The organism is Cupriavidus sp. H19C3 (genome assembly GCF_049393815.1).
Taxonomy (GTDB): Bacteria; Pseudomonadota; Gammaproteobacteria; order Burkholderiales; family Burkholderiaceae; genus Cupriavidus.
In genome coordinates this window covers 1,968,376-1,989,358 of the sequence record NZ_CP184985.1, presented here as the reverse complement: position 1 = coordinate 1,989,358, position 20,983 = coordinate 1,968,376, and the positions used below count along the sequence as shown (strand labels likewise).

The window sequence follows — 20,983 nt, the reverse complement described above, 5'->3', positions numbered from 1 at the left end:
GGAATCGTTGCGTTCGCCTCGACTTGTTCTTGACTATGGTGGTGCTCGCCGGCCTGATTGGCATGCTTGCGGCCCGGCACTATGGCTTTGCTGCCATGGTGGCTGCAATCGATCCACTTCCCGAACGGCTGCGCGACGGTACGTTTCCCATCTGGCACACTCATGCGCTCCGCGAGCATGGGTTTCTGGTCTTTTACAGTCTAGAGAGCTTTGACACCAAAACGGCTTACGCCAACCATGCCACGCTTTACTTGTGGTTCATGGATTTGCTCAACCATGTGGCGCAGCACGTGCCGGCGTTGAGCATGCGGCTAACGGCGGGCTGGCTGGCCATGACCGCGATGGTGCTGACCGTTGGCTTTGTGGCGCACCGCCGCCTCGAGAACTGGCATCGTGGCAAGATGCTGCTGCTTCTGTTGGGCTTCGTCTACCTGGCCACGTTGCCGACCTATTGGATCGCCTTGGGCAAATTCAACGTCGACAATGGTTTTATTTTTGTCATGCCTGCCCTGGTCATGCTCAGCCATTTCGCCAGCGAACGAGATTGGGGCGGTCGCGCATTCTGGTTCTGGGCGATCGTTACCGCGCTGATTATGCCGATGGCAGGCGCGTTGTTTGCGGTCGGTCTGTGCATGCAAATGGCGGGCCGCCGCCGGATGCCCAGATTCCGTACGCTCTTGGTGCCTCCCTTGCTGGCAGCGCTCTCGGTGGCAATTTACATGCAGCCCGTGCTTGTGCTCAAGTGGCTTGGCTTCGCGAGTGAGAACAGTTCCTGGGCGTTTCGGGCGGGGCTGGATGGCGACACGCGATTCTTTAGCAACGCCGTCAATTCCGTGTTGTTTCCCCAGTTCCGGCGTCCTTTCTACCTGATCCTGATTCCACTGGGGATCGTCGTCATGCAATGGCTGTCCGTCCGCCAGTACCGCATCGCCCAGCCGGTACCGGAGGAAACCACGCAATGGCCATTTGTGGTCAACCTCTTCACGTTCTACGCACTGACGTTGCTGTTCTGGCCACAAGCCGTGTCGATTCATCCGTATCTCTACGATGCGGTGCTCATTGGGCCACTGGTCGCTTGGAGTATCGTCAACATCGCCTCGAATCCTGTCTCGGAGCGCGCTTTCACGGTGTGGTGTTTCGCGCTGTCACTGTTGATCATGTTCAACCTCACTACGATCGCGCAAGCGTCACATGCCCCGTTCTATCCGAGGTGGGACATGACGAACGAGCGCGCGGGCTGAGGGGGCGCGCGGAATGAAACGCGTAGCAATTCTGCAGTCGAATTATATCCCTTGGAAGGGGTACTTCGAGATCATCGCGGCGGTCGATGAGTTCATCTTTTACGATGATATGCAGTTCACCAAGAACGATTGGAGAAATCGCAATCGCATCAAGACGCCGGCTGGAACGCCGTGGCTAAGTATTCCCGTCGGAGGGAATATCCACCGGCGGATTCGCGATGTGCAGCTACCCGCGACGAACTGGTCAGAGCAGCATTGGAAGACGTTGTCTCTGAACTATCGTGCAGCGGCCTGTTTCGACGATGTTGCACAGTGGCTAGAGCCGATCTACCTGGCGAACCAGTGCAGCGATCTGTCTTCGTTTAATCGGAAGCTGATCGAGTCCATCTGCAGGTATCTCCGAATCGAGACAACTCTTCGCAACTCCTGGGATTACATGCTCGTGGAAGGCAAGACGGAGCGGTTGGTCGATCTATGCAGGCAGGCCGGTGGCGACGTCTACGTTTCGGGGCCATCGGCCCGTGGCTATCTCGACGAGTCGGCGTTTCGGGCTGCTGGTATGGGCGTCGCGTGGATGCAGTACGGGCCTTATCCCGAATACCCTCAGCTTTGGGGACCATTCGTACATGAAGTGTCGATTCTCGACCTCCTGTTCAACTGCGGCAGGGAGGCCGCGCGCTATATGAAATCCGGCCAATCGTGAAACTCTCGATTGTTACCACTCTCTATGGATCTCGTGCGTACTTGCACGAGTTCCATGCGCGTGCAACGGCTGCTGCCCGCAAGTTTGCCGCAGACGACTACGAAATCGTGATCGTCAACGACGGATCGCCCGACGACAGTCTCGCGCTTGCAATCGGAATCGCAAGCGAGGACCCTCACGTCGTTGTCGTTGACCTATCGCGCAACTTCGGGCATCACAAGGCCATGATGACGGGCCTTGCTCATGCAGGCGGCGAGTATGTGTTTCTAATTGACAGCGACCTCGAAGAGTCGCCCGCCTGGCTCGAGGACTTTGGACAGGTACTGAACGAGCGGCATTGCGACGTGGTTTACGGTGTCCAAGAGCAGCGAAAGGGAGGCTGGTTCGAGCGTATTTCCGGGCGGTGGTTCTGGACGTTGTTCAATGCGGCGACTGACATGTCGTTGCCCGCGAACATCGTCACTGCGCGGGTGATGACACGCCGCTACGTCGACGCGCTATTGCAGCATCGTGAGCGCGAAGTCTTCATGGCGGGGCTTTGGCATATCACTGGCTTTGAGCAGATTGCCAAGACCGTGCACAAGCTGAGTAACGCCACATCGACCTATACGTTTCGCAGAAAGTTTTCGCTGTTCGTCAATTCGATCACGGCGTTCAGCAATACGCCTCTCGTGGGAATTTTTTATGTAGGGCTGGGAATCTCGATGCTAGCGCTTATCTACGTCGCATGGCTGCTTGTCCATTGGCTATTCTTCAATCGGCCGCCTTCCGGGTGGACTTCCGTTATGGCGTCGATCTGGCTGATCGGCGGCATGCTGATGTCTTGCGTGGGCATTTACCTGTCGAAGATTTTCTCCGAGGCTAAGCAGCGGCCCTATACGATCGTTCGGCAGATCTACAGGCGCCAACCATGATGCGACGCATCGTTTTCCTCTGTTCCGGTGGCGGCGGCAATCTGCGCTTCGTCGTGCAGGCGCTGAAGCGTGGCGTCCTCGGTGACGCCTCGGTACGGGGCGTCCTCACCGATCGCGAGTGCCTTGCCAACCGGTACGCGCGCGATCACGGGATTCCGACGGACGTGCTGGATTTCTCCGGCGATTCGCAGTCGCCGGTGATCGCCGCGCTGGACGCTCTGGCTCCGGATCTCGTTGTCACCAACGTGCACAAGATCCTCAGCGTCTCTGTCGTGACCGCGTATCGCGGACGACTAGTGAATCTTCACTACTCATTGTTACCAGCATATGGGGGAGTAATAGGTGCGCGGCCTGTCGAGATGGCATTGGCCGATGGCGCCCAGTTTTTGGGCGTCACCGCACATCACGTCGAGGTTGCGGTCGATGCGGGGCGGCCCATCGTGCAGGCCATCATGCCGACCGAGCCCGGGGACACCGCTGGCGAGTTGATGGACACCGTGTTCCGATGCGGCTGCCTGGCGCTATTACAGGCGATTGCCAGCGTGCTTAGACCAGCAAACGCCACTGGCGGCGTTCGTGACATTCAGGTGCATGGTCGTGACGTTCGATTCAACCCGCTGCTGTCGTTTGGCGTGTCTTCGTTCGATGAAGCATTTTGGCGGGATTTGGCGGCTTACCCCGCCGCCCCGATATAATGTCGGCCTCACAGTGTGCGCCGACCTACCAGCGGCAGAGATCGTCTGATGGCTCAGGTTACCACCGGAATACGTGCGGTATTGTCACATCCGGCCGTCTATTCGGCATTCCAGCAATTCATGGGTGCAACCCGGGATCGCGAGCTGTATGTCGAAGACTATCTTCAGCCGCTGGACGGCATGCGCATCCTCGATATCGGTTGTGGACCGGCAGATATCCTCGCACATCTTCCCGATGTGTCGTACTACGGTTTTGACATCAGCGAGCGGTACATCGAGATGGCGCGATCCCGTTTCGCTGGCAGGAATGCGAAGTTCCATTGCAAGCTGATGACGCCCGCCGATCTTGCGGGATTGCCGCATTTTGATCGTGTCATCGCCATTGGGCTGTTGCACCACCTGGACGATGCATCTGCGCTGGAGTTGATGCGCATGGTTTCCGCACGACTGGCACCTGGTGGCCGCATGGTAACGCTGGACCCGTGCCTGACTGGCGATCAGAATCCAGTGGCCCGCTGGCTGGTGAAGAGTGACCGTGGGCAGAACGTGCGCACGCGCGAAGGTTACGAATTCATTGCCCGTGCCGCGTTCGGTTGCGTTACCGCGACGGTACGCCACAAGATCTGGATTCCCTACACTCATTGTCACGTCGTTTGCGAGAACGGCGGCGGGACCGAGTATGCCGGCAAGGCGGCACAATAATAGCCATGAAGAACGACGACAAGCGTGATGACATCGAGTTCAACCGTCCCTACATGACAGGGAAGGAGCTCGAGTATATCGCTGAAGCGAACGAAGGCCATCGTCTTGCCGGTGATGGCCCGTTTACCAAGCGCTGCCATGAATGGCTGGAGAATCATACGAAGACGCAAAAGGCGCTTCTGACACACTCGTGTACGGCGGCCCTCGAGATGGCAGCGTTATTGCTAGATATCACGCCGGGGGACGAAATCATCATGCCATCGTACACATTCGTGTCGACAGCGAATGCCTTCGTGCTGCGGGGTGGTGTCCCGGTGTTCGTCGATATCCGCGAGGACACGCTCAATCTCAATGAGACGCTGATCGAGCAGGCGATCACGCCTCGCACGCGGGCGATCGTGCCGGTGCACTATGCCGGTGTGGCATGCGAGATGGATGCCATCATGGAAACGGCGGACAATTATGGGCTTGCCGTGGTCGAGGATGCCGCGCAGGGACTAGAGTCGACATATCGTGGCCGCAAGCTGGGCAGCATTGGTTCGTTCGGTGCGTTGAGTTTCCACGAGACGAAGAATGTCATCTCGGGCGAAGGCGGGGCCTTGCTTGTGAACGACCCCGTGCATGTAGCTCGCGCGGAGATCATTCGCGAGAAGGGCACGGATCGCAGTCAGTACTTCCGTGGTCAGGTCGACAAATACACTTGGCAAGAGGTGGGTTCTTCATTCCTGCCAGGCGAACTGATTGCGGCCTTTCTGTGGGCGCAGTTCGAGCGTTCGAAGCAGATCCTCCAGGCGCGACTTGCGACCTGGCGCCGCTATCACGAGTTGCTGGCACCGCTCGAGGCCGAAGGCCTGATGCGCCGGCCGTTCATTCCGGAACACTGTGGCCATAACGCACACATGTACTACGTGCTGCTGGCACCGGGGATCGATCGCCAGGCTGTGCTGGCCGCGCTCAGGGCGGGCGGTGTCCAATCAGTATTTCATTATGTTCCGCTACATTCTTCGCCGGGAGGACGGCGCTATGGCCGTGCGCACGGACCGCTCGAGACCACGGACCGTCAAGCGGAACGGCTGATTCGTTTGCCGCTGTGGGTCGGTCTAAAGCCGACGCAGCAGGAGCGGATCGTCGATATGCTGGCTGCTGCTTGCCAATCGCAACGCCGCGCATGACCTCGTACCTCCTGATTCTTCCGGTCGCCGTGCTGGTAGCGTATAGCCAACTGATGGTGAAATGGCGAGCGGCGTCGATATCGATGCCTGCAAGTCTCTCCGGCAAGATAGCGATAATGCTTTCGGACCCACTGATTCTCTCGGCGTATCTCGCTGCGCTGGGGGCCTCGGTGGCGTGGCTCTTCGTTGTGACAAAGCTGCCGCTCACCATCGCTTTTCCGGTCTACATCGGTGTGACGTTTGTCATGGTGATCGCCGGCGGGCATTTGTTGCTCGGTGAGTCGTTGGCGCTCCCCAAGGTTCTTGCTGCAGGGTTGATTCTTGCAGGGATCGTGATCGGTACCTCTTCCCAGATATGAGCAACTCGCGGACACCTCAGGACATGGAAGTCTGGCTGAATGCCGTGGGTGCGCGCATCAAGCGCGATGCCCCGGATCTGCTTCCTATGTTTGACGTGTACGCTGGTGAAGCACGCTTTGGCCGCAACTTCATTGCCGAAGATCTTGCCCGACTGCCGCCCAACGCCGCGGTACTGGAGACGGGTGCGGGCGCCTATCTCCTCAGTTGCCAGCTCGTGCGCGAAGGATTTGACGTCACGGCGATTGAGCCCGTCGGCGAGGGTTTTTCGCATTTTCGGCGCATGCAGTCCCTCGTCACTGCCCTGGCTACCGAAATGCAATGCATGCCGGGCGTAGTGGCACGTCCGGCCGAGGCATTCGACGAGCGCGACTGCTACGATTTCGCATTCTCGATCAATGTGATGGAGCATGTGCGCGATGTCGGTGCAGTCATCGAGCGAGTGACTCGCGGGCTGCGTGTGGGGGCGTGCTACCACTTCACATGCCCCAACTATCTATTTCCTTACGAGCCGCATTTCAATATGCCGACGCTCCTCGGCAAACGCCTTACGGAGCGATGGATGGGCAGCAGAATCTTTAGCTATGCCCACCTTGAAGATCCGAGAGGGACCTGGGATTCGCTGAACTGGATCACGGTGGGACAGATAAAGCGCGTATTGCGCAGTCGCCCCGAGCTAAGTGTCCGCTTCGATCGTCGTCTGCTCACCCGAGCACTGGAACGTGTGGCACACGATGCAGAGTACGCTGCGCGGCGGCCAGCCATGCTGCGGCGTTGCATTGGGGCGCTGGTCCGCACGCGCTTGCACATGTTGCCCGCCATGTTGCCCGCAGCTGTGCTTCCGATCATCGACTGCCGGATCGACAAGCGTTTCGGATCAGCGACCCGTGAAGAGATGGTATGTGCCTGAGCCCACGCGGTAGATAGTGAAGCCTTCCGTCGCGCGCACGCGTTCAGCGCCGTCGGCGTTCACTTTCTGGCCTTCCCGTACGGGGACCCAAACCTCTGCCGTCGTATTCACGGGAATGGACACGTGGATATCGAACAGACCATTCTCGACCTTCCACCGCGATTCGATGGGCCCATACGGCGATTCGTATCTGCCTTCGGCCTTGGAAACGGACTCGCTGGGAAGCGGACGAATGACGATACTGCGGAATCCGGGCGTATCCAATCGAATCCCGGCGATGTTCTGGTACATCCACTGCCCCACTGCACCGAACGCATAATGGTTGAACGAGTTCATGTTCGGATCGAGGAAAGTGCCGTCGGGCCGGATCGAGTCCCAGTGTTCCCACATCGTCGTGGCGCCATGCTCGATCTGGTAGCCCCACGACGGGTACGAGGTCTGCAGCAGAACCCGATAGGCGGCTTCGGCATGCCCGTTGGCCGATAGCGCTTCCAGTACACGAGGCGTACCAAGGAAGCCCGTTGAGAGATGCCAGTCGCGCTGGCGAATGCGCTCCACCAGCCGGTTCGCCGCGGCTTTGCGCGCTTCGGCCGGTATCAGGTCCATGGTCAGCGCCAGCACGTAGGCGGTCTGCGTATCGCCCCTTAAGCGTCCATCCGCCTCCACGAAGGCCCGTTGGAACGCATTCCGCGCGCGCTCGAACACGGCGTCGTAGGGCTTGGCGTCCTTGCCGAGCACGGCAGCAGCCTTAGCCACGATGGCTGCGCTGTTGGCAAAGTATGCCGTGGCAACCAGATCCTTGGGCGTATCGTCGTCGAGGTTCAGCCAGTCGCCGTAGCCTGTGGCGGGGCGCAGGCCGTTGGTGCTGTTCTTGTCGAGGAATGCGAGCCAGCGCGTCATCGCGTCGAAGTTTTCGGCCAGCACGCGGCGGTCCCCATATTGCTCGAAGACCGTCCACGGCACGATGACGCCGGCATCACCCCAGCCTGGCGCAGCCTTGTCCACCGCCATGGTGTCACCAATCGGCGCGATTGCGGCGTACTCACCGTCCGCCGATTGAGTGTCCCGCAGGTCGACTAGCCATTTGTCGAGGAACGTCGCGAGCGCCATGTTGTATACGGCGGTGCCTGCGAATGCGGCGATGTCGCCTGTCCAGCCAAGCCGTTCGTCGCGCGCGGGCGTATCCATGGGCACCGACAGGAAGTTGCCGCGCTGACCCCAAGTGATGTTGCGCTGCAGGCGATCGAGCATGGTCACGCCCGTCGAAAATCGAAGCGTCATCGGCGCGTCGGTATGCATGACGCGCCCGACAATCTCGGGCTGGGTGCTGGCGCCACTGATCTCCACATACCGGAAGCCGTGGAATGTAAACGTGGGCGCGTACGTTTCCTCGCCTCCTCCTTTCATGGTGTACGTATCGATGGCCTTTGCCGAGCGCAAGTTGGCCGTGTAGAGCGCGCCGTCGCGATCGAGCACTTCGGCATGGCGGATCGTGAGGACCTGCCCGGCGCGCCCCGTCGCGCGTAGCCGGATTGTGCCGACCATATTCTGTCCCATGTCATAGACGTAGGCGCCCGATATGGTCCTGCGGACCGCAATTGGCGTCAGATCTTGCACTGCGCGGACGGGCGGGTCCACCTGTGCCACCATCTTCGCGCGGACGTTCTGCTTGATGCGGACCGGCTGCCAGCCGGCATCGTCGAAGTCTGATCGATCCCACCCGTCATGATCCTCGCGCGCGTCGTACGACTCGCCCATGACGAGGTCGGCCTGGATGAAGGGGCCGACATGGCTCTTCCAGTTCTGGTCGGTAACGATGGTGTCGCACGTGCCGTCCTCGTAGGCGATCTCGAGCTGGAGTCGCGCGGCCGGCATCAGCCCGTACTGGCCAATGCCGTATGCGCCAACGTGTCCAGCATACCAGCCGGGTGCAAGCTGCACCGCGAGGGTGTTCTTGCCCGCCTGCAGTAGCGCCGTGACGTCATACGTCTGATATTGCACGCGCCGCTTGTAATCGGTCCAGCCGGGCGCGAACAGCGCGTCGCCCACGGGCTTGCCGTTGATACGTGCCGTGTAGAGGCCGAGTGCCGAGGCATAGAGGCGCGCCGAGCGCACGGCCTTCGGTGCCGTGAACGTCTGGCGGAGCCGCGGGTTGAAATCTCGGGTGGTAGCCGGCACCGCGCCGTCCAGACGCAGCTTGCGGAAACCCGCGATCGGCTTCCGGTTCGCATAGGCGGTGCCAAAATCGTAGTCGTGCCCTTTCGATGTCCACCAGCCTACCTTGCCGCTGACATCGGACGCTTCGAGGTAATACCGGCCGGGTGCAAGCGGGCTGGAAGCCGTAAGCGTCAGCCAGTCCCCGTCGCGTATGTTGACGTAGCGCCGGGTGGCGACGGAGGCGCCTTCGGGGCCTTCGCGATACAGTGTGAGCGTGAGGGACGAATCCGCGGTCTGGAACGTGGGCACTAGAATCGACACCGACTTGACCGGAGTGATCACCGTGAAAGCTTGTCCCTGTGTGTCACCTGCCTTCAGCTCGGACGGATCGTCCGGTCGGCCGTATGCCGGCGGTAGTGGCAGTGGCTGGTCGTGACCGATCCATTGTGCCTTCCAGTCGGCGTCCGACAACAGGCCCATCTCCCACCAGCCTGCATCGCTCCACGCGGTGGGGCGATCCTTTGCATCCCAAACGCGCACGGACCAGTAGTACCGTGCGCGCGACTGGAGCGACGGTCCTCCGTAGGTGACCAGCGCGGACTCGCCGGAGGCGATCTTGCCGCTCTGCCAGACGTCCGGGGTATCGAGCTTTGCGGGCGAAGTGGCTACCCGGATTTCGTAGGCCGATTGAGACTGCCCACGACTAGCCGATTCGAGCTTCCAGCCGAGCCGCGGCTTTGCGGCATCGATGCCGAGGGGGTTGACGGCGTACTCGGTGGAGAGTTGCGTAATGCGGATATCGCTGCGATCGGGTGTGCGTAGGGCACGCCAAGCAGCAAACGCCGCGACGAGCAGTGCAGCAACGAGCGCGGCAACAAGTACCGGGACGACAAGTGGTCTTGCAATCTTCATCGAGATCAATCTAAGGCTTTCAGTATAAGGGGCTGCGGGTCCCCCGCGACGCCGCTCGCTAGCGTACGATGGGCGCGCTGTTCGGGCCAGCGCTCGGCGGCGTAACGCGCGGCGTGCCCGGCGCGTTGTTCCGGGGGCCGAGGTTGTTCAGCCGCTTCCAATCGGGCAGTTCGTACATGGCGCCCGTGTGCTCGGTCAGCAGCGTGTTGATCTGCACCACGTCGTCTTCCGAGAGCACGCCCGTGCTCGCCTTCAACCGCAGACCGTTCATGATCGTGTCATAGCGCGCCTTCGACAGGTCGCGCCGTGTCTGGAACAGCTGCGCCTCGGCGTTCAGCACATCGATATTGATGCGCACGCCGACTTCATAGCCAAGCTGGTTGGACTCCACCGCGCTCAGCGCCGAGCGCTCGGCGGCTTCGAGCGCCTTGACCTGCGCGAGTCCGTTGTACACACCCGAATAGGTCTGGCGCGCGTTCTGCGCGGCGGTGCGGCGCGCAAACTCGAGGTCTGCCGCGGCCCGGTCGGCGAGTGCCAGCGTCTCGCGGACGCGCGACTGGATCGCGCCGCCGGCGAAGATCGGGATAGTCAGCTGGACCCCAACCTGCGAGCTGTTGTAGCGGGCGGCCTGGTTGACGATCTGCGTCTGCGTGCCCGTGGCGTTGGTATAGCCGTACGACGCGACCAGATCGACCGAGGGCAGGTGGCCGCCGCGCGCCTTGCTCGTTTCGCGCTCCGCGGTCTCGAGATTGTAGTTGGCCAGGCTGACCTGCGGGTTGCTCTGCTCGGCCTGCGACGCCCACGCGTTGACGTCGGCCGGCACGGGTCCCGGAATCTGCGCCTGTGGGCGCAGGCCCAGCAATTCATCGACGGGCTTGCCCGTGATCTGCTGCAACGTGGCGCGGCTGACCTCGAGCGCGCTCTGCGCGGCGATTTCGGTGGAGGTGGCCAGATCGTAGCGGGCCTGCGCGTCGTTGGCGTCGGTGATCGTTGAGGTCCCGACCTCGAAATTCCGCTTGGCCTGCTCAAGCTGCTCGCCGATGGCCTTCTTTTGCGCTTGCGCCAGATACAGGTTGTCCTGCGCGGCCAGCACGTCGAAGTAGGCCTGCGACGCGCGCGTGATGAGGTCGAGCTGCGCCTGCAGGAACGACACCTCGCCCGCGAGCGAGGCCAGTTCGCCCTGCTTGTACGTTTCCCACCGGTCCCAGCGGAACAGAGGCTGGGTCAGCTGCAGCGCCCAGAGGCTGTTGTTGATGAAACGGTCTGCCTCCACTGGGGCATGCTGGTCGACCTTGGACCGCGTGGAGCCGGCCGAGCCCGCCACATTGGGCAGCAGTCCGGCTCGCGCCTGAGGCAGCCGCTCTCGCGTCGCCAGCAGTTGCGCGCGGGCGCTCGCAAACTGCGCATCGTTGGACTGCGCATCGCGAAAGACCTGCAGCAGATCCGCGGCGGACGACACGGGTACCTGCAACAGCACCAGCCACGCGAAGAGTGCCAGTGACTTTGGCGCGAGACTCATGACTTCTCCTGCTTGCCGCGCTGGGCGCGGTCAATTATCGGGTGCTGCGGTGTAACGACGGATGAAGCGGGCGGATGATGCGGAGATGAGGCCACGGACATGCCGGGGCCTCGAGGGACTGCTGGATCCGCGCCCCCGGGTAGCGAACCCTTACTGCGAAGAAGTTTGGATCAATACTGCGGCACCGAGGGATCGACCTCGGTGGACCAGGCGTGGATGCCGCCGGTCAGATTGTACAAGTGCGCATAGCCCTGGCGCTCCAGGAAGCTCGCCACCTGCATGCTGCGCGCACCGTGATGGCAGATGCAGACGATTTCGGTTTCATCGTCGAGCTCGCCCATGCGGGCCGGAATCTGCCCCATGGGGATATGCGTGATGCCGGGCATGGCGGCGATGCGCACCTCGGGGTCCTCGCGGACGTCGAGCAGCACGGGCTTCTTGCGATCCGGCGTGGCCAGCCACTGCGCCAGTTCGGTTGCGGAGATCACCTGCATGCGAACGCTCCTCAGAACTTGAAACGCGACGTCTGGGCGGCGCCCTGGAGCGGCTTCACGACCGTCTCGAACAGGTTGACCACCTGGTATTCAGTTTCCGACACGCGCGTGATGATGCGAGCTTCCATCACCGGCACGTCGCCGACGATGGCGGCAATGCGGCCACCGACCTTCACCTGCGACAGGATCGACTGCGGCAATTCCGGCACCGAAGCCGAGATGCAGATCACGTCGTACGGGGCCGAAGCGGCCCAGCCTTCGGCGCCGTTGCCTTCGACCACCTCGGCATTGCCGACACCGGCCGCTGTCAGGTTCTTTCGGGCCATTGCGACCAACTCGGGCTCAATTTCAACGCTCAGCACGTGGCGTGCGCGGTTGGCAAGCAGAGCGGCCATGTAGCCGGACCCAGCACCGATCTCGAGCACGTTCTCGTGCTTGCGTACGGCCAGGTCCTGCAACAGGCGCGCTTCCACGCGCGGGGGCAGCATGTTCTGGCCCGCCGGCAGCGGAATCTCCATGTCGACGAATGCGAGCGCGGCGTAGGCCGCGGGCACGAACTGCTCCCGTTTGACCACGGCGAGCAGGTCCAGGATTTCCTGGTCCAGCACGTCCCACGGGCGGATTTGCTGTTCGATCATGTTGAAACGGGCTTTTTCGAGATCCATCTTGCGTGTCCTTGCGCCTACCATTGTTACCATTCTGCTTCCCGGCCGAGCGGCGTCATGGGCCGGAAAGAGCATGAAAGCCCGCCATTTTACCGCCGCAGCGCGGCACGGGCCTGCGAAAGATTGATCATGTGGCATCCGTGCCCGCCGGGGAGACTGTTACAGACACTTGCTTCTCCGCCAGCAGTTCGTCGCGGATATGCTCCCAGATGAACGGCCCCGTGGCAGGCGGCAGCGGCGCATCGCGCGCGGCGCCCGTCGTTACGCCGAACAGCAGTATCTGTAACAGCTGATCGACGAAGGCATTCGGGTTGATCGGCTCGCACGACACGTTGCTAAACGCGCGCTGCCAGATCATCAGATATACCAGCGGGGCGCAGAACAGCGTGGTGCAGGGGTTGGGCGGCAGCGCCCGGAACTCGCCGCGCGCCGCACCCCGCTCCAGCACGCGCGCGAACAGCCGCTCGCCGGGTTCGATCACTTCGTTCTGATAGAACTGCGCGATATCAGGGAAATTGCCGGACTCGGCCATGATCAGCTTGGTCAGCCCGGCCACCGGCGTGGCCCCGATCAGGCCCCACCAGCCCAGCAGCAGCTCGCGCAGCAACTCCGGCGTGGAGCCCTCGTAGCTGTCCACGAGGTCGATGCCCTTCATGAGCGCGGGAAGCATGTTCTCGCGCACGACGGTCTTGAATAGCTCTTCCTTGTTCGCGAAGTACAGGTAGACGGTGCCCTTGGACACGCCGGCCGCGGCGGCCACGTCCTCGAGCCGTGTTGCGGCGAAACCACGCTCGACGAACAGATCCAGTGCCGCGGCCACGAGTTCCTGAGGCCGCGCCGCTTTGCGCCGCGTCCAGCGGCGGGTGTCGATTGTCGATTCGTTCGAGGGGGGGCTCGAATTCCGGCAGGGAGAACGTGCAGGCACGGCTGAATCTTGCTATTAAATAACTTATGGGTCAGTAATGTAGGCCAGCGGTCCGGGACGGTCAAGCAGCGGCCGGGTGCAGTACACGCACTCAGGCACAATAACGCCTTCGTCCGCCCCCGCTGAACCCCTTGTCATGGGTTGCCAGTCTCAACTGTCCTGCCGCGATGGCTGCGGCGCCTGCTGTATCGCGCCGTCCATCGCGTCGCCGCTACCTGGCATGCCCGACGGCAAGCCGGCCGGTGTGCCCTGCGCGCAACTGCTGCCCGACTCTCGCTGCGCGGTATTCGGACAGCCCGAGCGTCCCGCGTTCTGCGGCGGCCTGCGGCCATCGGCGGAGATGTGCGGGGATTCGCGGGAATCCGCGCTGCAATGGCTGACGTGGCTCGAAATCCTGACCGCGCCGGACCGCAGTCCATCCGACCCACACTGATGGAGCATTCCTGATGATCGTAACGTCCCGCCGGCGCTGGCTTGCCGCTGCCGGCATCGCCACCGCGGTGGCGGCCGCTAGCTGGCTCGCCGCCTGCGCCGGAATCGGCAACGAATATACCTTCTCCCAGTCGCAGCTTCAGTCGGCGCTCGAACGGAAGTTTCCGTTTAGCAAGCGTTATATGGAGCTGTTCGACGTCCAGTTGACCAATCCTCAGCTCGTGCTCGATGCCGCGAGGAATCGCGTGAACGTGCAGTTCGATGCGAAGGTCGATAACCGGTTGTTCTTCCGTCAGCCGCTCAACGGCCGCTTCGCGCTCGACAGCGCGCTGCGCTACGATCCGGCGTCGCATTCGCTCGTGCTGCAGGACCCCGAGGTCAGGCAGTTCGACGTGCAAGGTCTGCCGGGCGAGTATTCGCGTCAGCTAAACGCGCTCGGCGGCATCTTGGCGGAGCAACTCCTGCAGGGTTATCCGCTCTATACGTTCAAGCCCGAGCAGTTGCGCTATGCGGGCATGCAGGTGGAGCCCGGTACAATCACGGTGCTGCCGGATGGTATCAAAGTGAAGATCAACCGGCCGTAGGGTTCACGCGTTACCCGTTGTCTGCCGTCTGCTCGCTGCTGTACAAAATTCACAACAAGAACATCTCAATTACCCGTAACGCATGGACATCGCACTCGCCCTGAAAGCCGTGATCCTCGGCATCGTCGAAGGACTGACCGAATTCCTACCTATCTCCAGTACCGGCCATTTGATTCTCGCCGGACAGTTGCTGAACTTCAACGATGAGAAGGGTAAGATCTTCGAGATCGTGATCCAGTTTGGCGCGATTCTCGCGGTCTGCTGGGAGTTCCGGCAGCGCATCATCAACGTCGTGACAGGGCTCGCGACCGAGCGGCGCGCGCAGCGTTTCGCGATCAACGTGATCGTGGCCACGATCCCCGCGATCGTGCTCGCGCTCGTGTTCGGCAAATGGATCAAGGCCCATCTGTTCAACCCGATCACGGTGGCACTGGCCTTTATCATCGGCGGCCTCGTGATCCTAGGCGCGGAATGGCGCGAGGGACGGCGTGGCACGGTGTCCCATCCGCAGGGGAATGCGCTGCTGGAGGCCGCCAAGGCCGGCGCGCCGCGCATCGAGTCGGTGGATGATCTGAACTGGCGCGATGCGATCAAGGTCGGTATCGCGCAATGCTTCGCGCTCGTGCCGGGGACGTCGCGCTCGGGCGCCACGATCATCGGCGGCATGATCTTCGGCCTGTCGCGTCAGGTGGCCACCGAGTTCTCTTTCTTCCTCGCGATTCCAGTGATCTTCGGCGCGACGGTTTATGAACTGTACAGGGCGCGCTCGGTGCTTTCCGCCGACGATCTCGGCATTTTTTCGATCGGTTTTGTGTTCGCGTTCCTGTCGGCATTCCTGTGCGTGCGCTGGCTGCTGCGATTCGTGGCGACGCACGACTTCAAGCCATTCGCGTGGTACCGGATCGCGTTCGGGGTCATTGTGCTGCTGACCGCCTATACGGGCATCGTGTCCTGGCACGCTTGAGCGGCCAGGATCACAGACAAGAAAGAGCGCTGACCGTTGTCAGCGCCTATTTTGGGGCGATGCCGGATTACTTTTTCCGGAACACCACGTCCCACACGCCATGGCCCAGCCGCACGCCGCGGCGCTCGAACTTGGTCACGGGCCGATAGTCGGGTCGCTTGGCGAAGCCATCGGCCGCGGCAGACGTGTTCTCGAGGGCGGGCTCGCCGCGCAGCACCTCCACCATCTGGCGCGCATACTCTTCCCAGTCGGTCGCGCAGTGGATATAGCCACCGGGTTTCAGCCGGGTCGCCAGCAGCCTGACCAGCGGCGCCTGCACGAGCCGGCGCTTGTTGTGGCGCTTCTTGTGCCACGGATCGGGAAAGAATATATGCACGCCATCGAGCGAGTGCTCGGTGAGCATATGTGCCACGACTTCGACCGCGTCATGCTGGAAGATGCGCACGTTGCCAAGGCCGCGCTCGCCAATCTGCTTGAGCAGGGCGCCGACGCCGGGTACGTGCACCTCACAGCCAAGGAAATCGTCCTGCGGACGCAACTGCGCGATATGCGCGGTGGTCTCGCCCATGCCACACCCGATCTCGAGGATGGTGGGCGCAACGCGCCCGAAGGTCGCGGCGATATCGAGCGGAGCGGGCGCATACGGCACGAGGAAACGCGGCCCGAGTTCATGGATGGCCCGCTGCTGCCCAATGGAGGTACGTCCGGCACGCCGGACGAACGAGCGAATGCGGCGCGGATGCGCTACGTTATCGGGCGGCGCGCCGGCAGAAGAAGTACCGGCCGCGTCGTCGTGGTCGTCCGGGGTCGATTCGATCGGCTCTTGGGGAAGCATGGCAACAAAAAAGCCGCCCGGCACGTCGCCGGTCGCGGGAAGAGACGGGCTGCCTGAGCGGCTTGTTTCAGTAAGAAGTGGAGCGGGCGATGGGAATCGAACCCACGTCTTTAGCTTGGGAAGCTAAGGTAATGGCCATTATACGACGCCCGCGAACCCACCATTGTATGCGGGATTCTACGCTGCGTGCAACCCTGGGCGTGGCACGCCGGGTCAGGAATTATTGCCCATCGGTCCCGGGCCCGCGTCGCTGGTCGGATTTGTGATCGCCAGCCTGCCGTGGCTGGCTCGCCTGTTGCCGAACCAGAGCTGCCAGCCGCCGCAGATCTTCGCCAGTGCGTAGATGATGATCAGCGGAAAGACCATGTCGCGCAGCAGGAACGTGTCAGACAACACGGACATCACGCACGTGAAGGCAATATAGGCAGCAGTATACGTGGCGGCCACGCTCGCGTTGCGCATCGTGCTCAGGTACAGAAAATGGAAGATCATCGAGACGAAGGCCACCGCGGGAATCATCCCGAGAAAGCCAAGATCCTGGTAGAACGATCGCGCTGCCGTATAGATATTCGTATAGATGGGGTCGTAGACATATTCGCCAAAGTTCGCGAGTTTCTGCTGGCAGATGTTGACGGCATTGCACAAGCGGTAGGCTTCCGTCATGATGCTGACGAGCGCGGGCGAGTCGGAATGCACGAAATCGTAGCCACCAGGCCGGACGAAGATGTCCTGGTTTTCCAGCACCACAACCTGTCCTGACCCGGAGCCGGACACGAAGTTGTCGAAACCTGACCACGCGCCCGCCACGTAGTTATAAAGATTGCCCCCACCTTCGTCGCCCTGTCCCCGGAGGATTGGCACCAGGACCACGAACGCCGTCACAAGTACGGCGAGCAATGCGCCAAGGCGCAGCAGCTTGGCCACACGGATCTCGAAAACGAACAGGTAGGCAAACAATGCGAGGATGAGGACGCGCATGAGCCCGGAACGCTCCAGGAAGCAAAGCGGGTAGAGGCAGGCGAGCGTAATCGACGCGATCACAGCCCATTTGCGGATGTGTCCATCGCGGAACAGCACCATCATCGCAATCGGCGCGAAGTAGTTGCCGTATCGGAACTGGCTCAGCAATCGGAATGGCAGCGGCACTTCATACTTCTGCGTGGCCAGGACGCCGCGCAGCGCCGACATCGGGGGCACGCTGTCGAACGGCATGTCCGCATAGTTCATCGCGCTCAGCAGGTAAGTGACGGCCGACACCGCCGCGAGCGCCTGCATCGTCAGCAGGATTACCACGAGTCTTCGCGCGACGTGTGGCTCGATGACGACCGGCGGCCGGCCGATCGTCTCCCACGAACGCGCGTACATCATCCACGCGCCGGGTATGACGAATGCAAGGTAAAAGCCGAGTAACGAATAGGCCGTGTCGTCCCGGATGAAATCCTGTCCACTGCCGTAGATCAGCGCACTGGCGCCCCATGCGACGGCAAAGACGATGACGGGGGATAACAGGAAGGCTTTCGGGTCCTCGAAGAATCTGGATGTCGCAAGCAGCAGAATGGCTGCAAGAAGGAAGGTGCCAACTACGATTAATCCCATCGCGAGCGATTTGTTCCCTTGGCTAATCCGCTATGTTAAGCCATCGACCGAAAAACGCCGAGATTACGGTCTGGGAAGTGCAACCAAATATGTCTGCGAGACCCGAACGCCATCGCCGCGAAGGCCCCTACACGATGCGCAGCCGGCACGTTGCCGACATTTGCGCGTGGGGCGCGACCCAGCGGAGCCCCTGGTGATCGTGGATCGCATTCGGCAACCCGAGCCACGGCTCGACGCAGTAGAAGTCCGCGTCGTCGTGCTCGGTCCACGTGGCGACAGCATGCCACGGGGTCCCGCCGGCAGTGCCGGTCTCGATGGCAATCGTACGCGAAGGCATTTCCAGCCGGATCGTTCCCATGTGGTCGAGCACATGGAAGGTATCCTGCAATCGCGGATCGTCCACGCGGTATAAGGCTTCGCCGGGTTCTCCGTCTGTCAGCGTCCCGTCTGTGCGCTGCCGGACACGGACGGCGGCGGGTATGACCAGGCTCGAGCGGTTGCGCTGTGCGTGCGCCAGGGCGAAGTAGAAGTGATGGCCCGCGTAGTGAGGCACTGGCGTGTTGCCGGCATTACGGACTGTCAGGGTGGCCTCCAGTCCGTCGGGCAGGAGCCGATAGCCAGCCTCGAACACCCACGCGAACGGATACCACGCGTGCGTGGCCTTCGATCCCGCCAAGGTCAGTCTCACCGCCTGATCGGACGCGTCCAAGACCGCGAACGGCAGATCCCGCGCGAACCCGTGCTGGGGCATGTCGCGGACGACGCTCTCCGCGTCGCGCCATTTGGCCGCTTCCCCATCGACAAAATGCCGGCCGATAAAGGGGAACAGCAGCGGGTTGCCCCCGCGGACCTTGGAGACGCGCGTCCAGTCGGCGTTCTCGGGCCAGTAAAGGATGTCATCTCCGCGGTGGACCCAGCGCACGAGGCGGCCGCCGTGTTCCGGGGCGAGCAGCATAAAGCTGTCGCCGGTGCCGACCCGCAGCAGGTCCTGTCCCTGAAAGCGTTCCGTCATTGCCATCGTCATGGTGGGATCTCCGCGGTGAAAGTGGGAAGGCTACCCCATTCGCGCGGCGGAATTGCGCTCGGTAAAACGATTGGCAAACCGGTCGGCATACGCAAAGTACCAGTCGAGGCTGTCCGGATTGGCCATCGCATCGCGATTGGCGATCTTGTCGCGTGCATGGCCGAGCAGCAGTTTCTTGATGGGCACCTCCATTTTCTTGCCCGACAGGGTACGCGGCACGGCGGGTACCTGCACGATCTCGTTCGGCACATGGCGCGACGACAAGGCTGAGCGGATGCGCGCGCACAGGGCGACGCGCAAGGCGTCGTCGAGTGCCACGCCTTCGCGCAGCACCACGAACAACGGCATATACGACTCGCGGCCCAGATACTCGAGGTCCACCACCATGCTGTCGAGCACCTCGGGCAACTCTTCGACCACGCGATAGAGTTCACTGGTCCCCATGCGAATCCCATGGCGATTGATGGTGGCGTCCGAGCGGCCATAGATGATGGCGCTGCCGCGCGAAGTAATCTTGATCCAGTCGCCGTGGCGCCAGACCTGTGGCCACATGTCGAAGTAGCTGTCGCGGTAGCGCTTGCCGTCCGCGTCGCCCCACAGGAACAGCGGCATCGACGGCATCGGCATGCTGCACACGAGTTCGCCCACCTGGTCGAGCACGGGCTGGCCCTGTTCGTCGAACGCCTCCACGCGCGCGCCCAGGCAGCGGCATTGCATTTCGCCCGCATGCACCGGCAGCAACGGGCAGCCGGCGACGAACGAGCCGGCGAAATCGGTGCCGCCGGACATCGGCGCAATCCAGATATCGTCCCGCACGGCCTGGTAGATCCAGGCATACGCTTCCGCGGGCAGTGGCGAGCCGGTCGAGCCCAGGCCGCGCAGGCGCGACAGATCGGCCATCTCGCGCGGAATGATGCCGGCCTTCATGCAGTTGGTGAAGAAGGCGGCGCCTGCGCCGAACATGGTCACGCGCGCCGCGTCGACAAAGCGCCACAGCACGCCGGCGTCGGGGTAGGCCGGGTTGCCGTCGTAGAGCGCGATGGTGGTGCCGAGCAGCAGGCCTGCCACCTGGGCATTCCACATGATCCAGCCGCTGCTGCTGTACCAGTGATAGACATCGTCGGCGCCCAGGTTGGCATGGAGCGCCATCAGCTTGAGCTGCTCGAGCACGATGCCGCCGTGACCGTGGACGATCGGTTTTGGCATGCCGGTGGTGCCGGATGAATAGACGACCCAGAGCGGATGATCGAAGGGCACGGCGGTCATGGCGAGCGGCACGTCGTGCGCGAGCACTTCGGACCAGTCGTGCCAGTGCAAGGGCGCACGCGCCGGCTTGCCGGCGGTGGCAACGCCGGCCGCGGCAACCCCGGCGGTCGGCACCGCCGCGCGCAAGCCAGCTGGCGCGGCAGACGCATCCGGGCGGGGCACGAGCACCACATCCGTGAGGCTCGGCAAGTCCGCCGCCAGTTGTGCCACCACCTGGCCACGGTCGTGCGTTTTGCCACCGTAGCGATAACCGTCCACGGCAATCAGTACCTTGGGCTCGATCTGGCGGAAACGGTCGATCACGGCGACCTGGCCCATGTCGGGCGCGCATACGGACCAGACGGCGCCGATACTGGCGGTGGCCAGGAACGCTACCACGGTGGCGGGCACATTGGGCAGGTAGGCGGCCACGCGGTCGCCCACGCCGACGCCCATCGCGCGCAGCGCGTGGGCCAGCGAGGCAACCTGGGCTTCAAGTGCGTCCCAGCTCAGGTCGGCGAGCGGCTGCCCCTCGCCGGCGTAACGGATCGCCGCGCGCTGGCGGGCCGGTCCAGTCCCGGCGTGGCGAAACACCTGCTGCACATAATTGAGCGTGGCGCCGGGAAACCAGCGCGCGCCAGGCATGGTCCGCTGCGCAAGGACCGCGTCGGCCGGGGTATCGAAGCGCACGTCGAAATAGATGCGGATGGCCTCCCAGAACGCTTCGATATCGTCGACCGACCAGCGCCACAGACTGTCGTAGTCGGCAAAATCCAGGCCGCGCGTGGCGCGCAACCACCGCATGAAACGGGTGAGCTCGCTACCGTCGGCGAACGCGGGCGATGGCGTCCACAGCAGCGCGCCTTCCTCTAGCGCAAGCGTCATGTCTCCTCCTGGTCGGGATGGCCGGGTGTCGTCTCGGCGACTTTCCGGCCAT

At 62.4% G+C, this 20,983-nt stretch carries 20 protein-coding genes and 1 tRNA gene; 11 read left to right on the top strand and 10 right to left on the bottom strand.

Translation table 11 applies throughout. The features are described from left to right. Window positions 1–35: 35 nt before the first annotated feature. The 8 genes from DFLDMN_RS09280 to DFLDMN_RS09245 are packed head-to-tail and all read left to right on the top strand — an operon-like array spanning window position 36 to window position 6,694. Window positions 36–1,241: a hypothetical protein gene (locus DFLDMN_RS09280; protein ID WP_423198173.1), complete on the top strand. Its 1,206-nt coding sequence runs from the start codon at window positions 36–38 to the stop codon at window positions 1,239–1,241. A 13-nt stretch (window positions 1,242–1,254) separates the two neighbouring features. Beyond that, window positions 1,255–1,944: a WbqC family protein gene (locus tag DFLDMN_RS09275; protein WP_423198172.1), complete on the top strand. Its 690-nt coding sequence runs from the start codon at window positions 1,255–1,257 to the stop codon at window positions 1,942–1,944. Beyond that, complete coding sequence (locus DFLDMN_RS09270; RefSeq protein ID WP_423198171.1) at window positions 1,941–2,858, top strand: glycosyltransferase family 2 protein; 918 nt, start codon at window positions 1,941–1,943, stop codon at window positions 2,856–2,858. Before DFLDMN_RS09275 ends, DFLDMN_RS09270 begins: the two co-directional genes overlap by 4 nt. After that, complete coding sequence (purN, locus tag DFLDMN_RS09265) at window positions 2,855–3,553, top strand: phosphoribosylglycinamide formyltransferase (RefSeq protein ID WP_423198170.1); 699 nt, start codon at window positions 2,855–2,857, stop codon at window positions 3,551–3,553. The genes DFLDMN_RS09270 and purN overlap by 4 nt, the downstream gene beginning before the upstream one ends. A gap of 48 nt (window positions 3,554–3,601) precedes the next feature. After that, window positions 3,602–4,255 (top strand): class I SAM-dependent methyltransferase, encoded by a 654-nt coding sequence (locus DFLDMN_RS09260; protein WP_423198169.1) that lies wholly within the window; start codon window positions 3,602–3,604, stop codon window positions 4,253–4,255. Window positions 4,256–4,260: 5 nt separating this feature from the next. Then, window positions 4,261–5,427: a dTDP-4-amino-4,6-dideoxygalactose transaminase gene (gene rffA, locus DFLDMN_RS09255; RefSeq protein WP_423198168.1), complete on the top strand. Its 1,167-nt coding sequence runs from the start codon at window positions 4,261–4,263 to the stop codon at window positions 5,425–5,427. Next, window positions 5,424–5,786, top strand: coding sequence for a hypothetical protein (locus DFLDMN_RS09250; protein WP_423198167.1), 363 nt, complete (start codon window positions 5,424–5,426; stop codon window positions 5,784–5,786). Before rffA ends, DFLDMN_RS09250 begins: the two co-directional genes overlap by 4 nt. A 23-nt stretch (window positions 5,787–5,809) precedes the next feature. Next, complete coding sequence (locus DFLDMN_RS09245; protein ID WP_423198166.1) at window positions 5,810–6,694, top strand: methyltransferase domain-containing protein; 885 nt, start codon at window positions 5,810–5,812, stop codon at window positions 6,692–6,694. On the opposite strand, the gene DFLDMN_RS09240 is transcribed toward DFLDMN_RS09245, so the two are convergent. From DFLDMN_RS09240 to DFLDMN_RS09220, 5 genes are all read right to left on the bottom strand, one after another. Then, entirely contained in the window at window positions 6,662–9,763 is a 3,102-nt protein-coding gene (locus tag DFLDMN_RS09240) for a family 78 glycoside hydrolase catalytic domain (RefSeq protein WP_423198165.1), read from the bottom strand. The two genes, DFLDMN_RS09245 and DFLDMN_RS09240, sit on opposite strands and share 33 nt — an antisense overlap. 58 nt (window positions 9,764–9,821) lie before the next feature. Next, complete coding sequence (locus tag DFLDMN_RS09235; protein ID WP_423198164.1) at window positions 9,822–11,282, bottom strand: TolC family outer membrane protein; 1,461 nt, start codon at window positions 11,280–11,282, stop codon at window positions 9,822–9,824. Window positions 11,283–11,452: 170 nt separating this feature from the next. Then, window positions 11,453–11,776, bottom strand: a complete 324-nt coding sequence (locus DFLDMN_RS09230; RefSeq protein WP_423198163.1) for a rhodanese-like domain-containing protein — start codon at window positions 11,774–11,776, stop codon at window positions 11,453–11,455. Window positions 11,777–11,787: 11 nt separating this feature from the next. Next, window positions 11,788–12,441: a protein-L-isoaspartate O-methyltransferase family protein gene (locus DFLDMN_RS09225; RefSeq protein WP_423198363.1), complete on the bottom strand. Its 654-nt coding sequence runs from the start codon at window positions 12,439–12,441 to the stop codon at window positions 11,788–11,790. Window positions 12,442–12,568: 127 nt separating this feature from the next. Continuing rightward, window positions 12,569–13,366, bottom strand: a complete 798-nt coding sequence (locus tag DFLDMN_RS09220; protein ID WP_423198162.1) for a TetR/AcrR family transcriptional regulator — start codon at window positions 13,364–13,366, stop codon at window positions 12,569–12,571. A 136-nt stretch (window positions 13,367–13,502) separates the two neighbouring features. Between DFLDMN_RS09220 and DFLDMN_RS09215 the strand changes: the two genes are divergently transcribed. From DFLDMN_RS09215 to DFLDMN_RS09205, 3 genes are all read left to right on the top strand, one after another. Beyond that, a complete protein-coding gene (locus tag DFLDMN_RS09215) occupies window positions 13,503–13,799 on the top strand; it encodes a YkgJ family cysteine cluster protein (protein WP_423198161.1) in 297 nt (98 codons plus the stop codon). Between the two features lie 13 nt (window positions 13,800–13,812). Next, a complete protein-coding gene (locus DFLDMN_RS09210; protein ID WP_423198160.1) occupies window positions 13,813–14,382 on the top strand; it encodes a DUF1439 domain-containing protein in 570 nt (189 codons plus the stop codon). 82 nt (window positions 14,383–14,464) lie between these two features. Beyond that, window positions 14,465–15,346: an undecaprenyl-diphosphate phosphatase gene (locus DFLDMN_RS09205; RefSeq protein WP_423198159.1), complete on the top strand. Its 882-nt coding sequence runs from the start codon at window positions 14,465–14,467 to the stop codon at window positions 15,344–15,346. A gap of 67 nt (window positions 15,347–15,413) precedes the next feature. Here DFLDMN_RS09205 and trmB read toward each other — a convergent pair whose 3' ends face one another. The 5 genes from trmB to DFLDMN_RS09180 all read right to left on the bottom strand — a co-directional run bounded on the left by trmB (window position 15,414) and on the right by DFLDMN_RS09180 (window position 20,931). Then, the gene (gene trmB / locus DFLDMN_RS09200) at window positions 15,414–16,181 is read right to left on the bottom strand and encodes a tRNA (guanosine(46)-N7)-methyltransferase TrmB (RefSeq protein ID WP_423198158.1); all 768 of its coding nucleotides are present in this window, start codon (window positions 16,179–16,181) and stop codon (window positions 15,414–15,416) included. 78 nt (window positions 16,182–16,259) lie between these two features. After that, window positions 16,260–16,334 (bottom strand) — tRNA-Gly (locus DFLDMN_RS09195). A 60-nt stretch (window positions 16,335–16,394) separates the two neighbouring features. Beyond that, a complete protein-coding gene (locus DFLDMN_RS09190) occupies window positions 16,395–17,777 on the bottom strand; it encodes an O-antigen polymerase (protein WP_423198157.1) in 1,383 nt (460 codons plus the stop codon). 127 nt (window positions 17,778–17,904) lie between these two features. After that, on the bottom strand, window positions 17,905–18,801 hold the full coding sequence (locus DFLDMN_RS09185; protein WP_423198156.1) for an aldose epimerase: 897 nt from the start codon (window positions 18,799–18,801) through the stop codon (window positions 17,905–17,907). Window positions 18,802–18,831: 30 nt separating this feature from the next. After that, complete coding sequence (locus tag DFLDMN_RS09180; protein ID WP_423198155.1) at window positions 18,832–20,931, bottom strand: acetoacetate--CoA ligase; 2,100 nt, start codon at window positions 20,929–20,931, stop codon at window positions 18,832–18,834. Window positions 20,932–20,983 lie beyond the last annotated feature (52 nt).

Excerpts from the sequence above, each read along its gene's own strand:
- DFLDMN_RS09205 (WP_423198159.1), top strand. The coding sequence starts at position 14,465 with ATGGACATCGCACTCGCCCTGAAAGCCGTGATCCTCGGCATCGTCGAA.
- purN (WP_423198170.1), top strand. The coding sequence starts at position 2,855 with ATGATGCGACGCATCGTTTTCCTCTGTTCCGGTGGCGGCGGCAATCTG.
- rffA (WP_423198168.1), top strand. The coding sequence starts at position 4,261 with ATGAAGAACGACGACAAGCGTGATGACATCGAGTTCAACCGTCCCTAC.
- DFLDMN_RS09250 (WP_423198167.1), top strand. The coding sequence starts at position 5,424 with ATGACCTCGTACCTCCTGATTCTTCCGGTCGCCGTGCTGGTAGCGTAT.
- DFLDMN_RS09235 (WP_423198164.1), bottom strand. The coding sequence starts at position 11,282 with ATGAGTCTCGCGCCAAAGTCACTGGCACTCTTCGCGTGGCTGGTGCTG.
- DFLDMN_RS09260 (WP_423198169.1), top strand. The coding sequence starts at position 3,602 with ATGGCTCAGGTTACCACCGGAATACGTGCGGTATTGTCACATCCGGCC.
- DFLDMN_RS09210 (WP_423198160.1), top strand. The coding sequence starts at position 13,813 with ATGATCGTAACGTCCCGCCGGCGCTGGCTTGCCGCTGCCGGCATCGCC.
- DFLDMN_RS09215 (WP_423198161.1), top strand. The coding sequence starts at position 13,503 with ATGGGTTGCCAGTCTCAACTGTCCTGCCGCGATGGCTGCGGCGCCTGC.
- DFLDMN_RS09225 (WP_423198363.1), bottom strand. The coding sequence starts at position 12,441 with ATGGATCTCGAAAAAGCCCGTTTCAACATGATCGAACAGCAAATCCGC.
- DFLDMN_RS09275 (WP_423198172.1), top strand. The coding sequence starts at position 1,255 with ATGAAACGCGTAGCAATTCTGCAGTCGAATTATATCCCTTGGAAGGGG.
- DFLDMN_RS09280 (WP_423198173.1), top strand. The coding sequence starts at position 36 with ATGGTGGTGCTCGCCGGCCTGATTGGCATGCTTGCGGCCCGGCACTAT.
- DFLDMN_RS09245 (WP_423198166.1), top strand. The coding sequence starts at position 5,810 with ATGGAAGTCTGGCTGAATGCCGTGGGTGCGCGCATCAAGCGCGATGCC.
- DFLDMN_RS09190 (WP_423198157.1), bottom strand. The coding sequence starts at position 17,777 with ATGGGATTAATCGTAGTTGGCACCTTCCTTCTTGCAGCCATTCTGCTG.
- DFLDMN_RS09180 (WP_423198155.1), bottom strand. The coding sequence starts at position 20,931 with ATGACGCTTGCGCTAGAGGAAGGCGCGCTGCTGTGGACGCCATCGCCC.
- DFLDMN_RS09240 (WP_423198165.1), bottom strand. The coding sequence starts at position 9,763 with ATGAAGATTGCAAGACCACTTGTCGTCCCGGTACTTGTTGCCGCGCTC.
- trmB (WP_423198158.1), bottom strand. The coding sequence starts at position 16,181 with ATGCTTCCCCAAGAGCCGATCGAATCGACCCCGGACGACCACGACGAC.
- DFLDMN_RS09230 (WP_423198163.1), bottom strand. The coding sequence starts at position 11,776 with ATGCAGGTGATCTCCGCAACCGAACTGGCGCAGTGGCTGGCCACGCCG.
- DFLDMN_RS09185 (WP_423198156.1), bottom strand. The coding sequence starts at position 18,801 with ATGACGATGGCAATGACGGAACGCTTTCAGGGACAGGACCTGCTGCGG.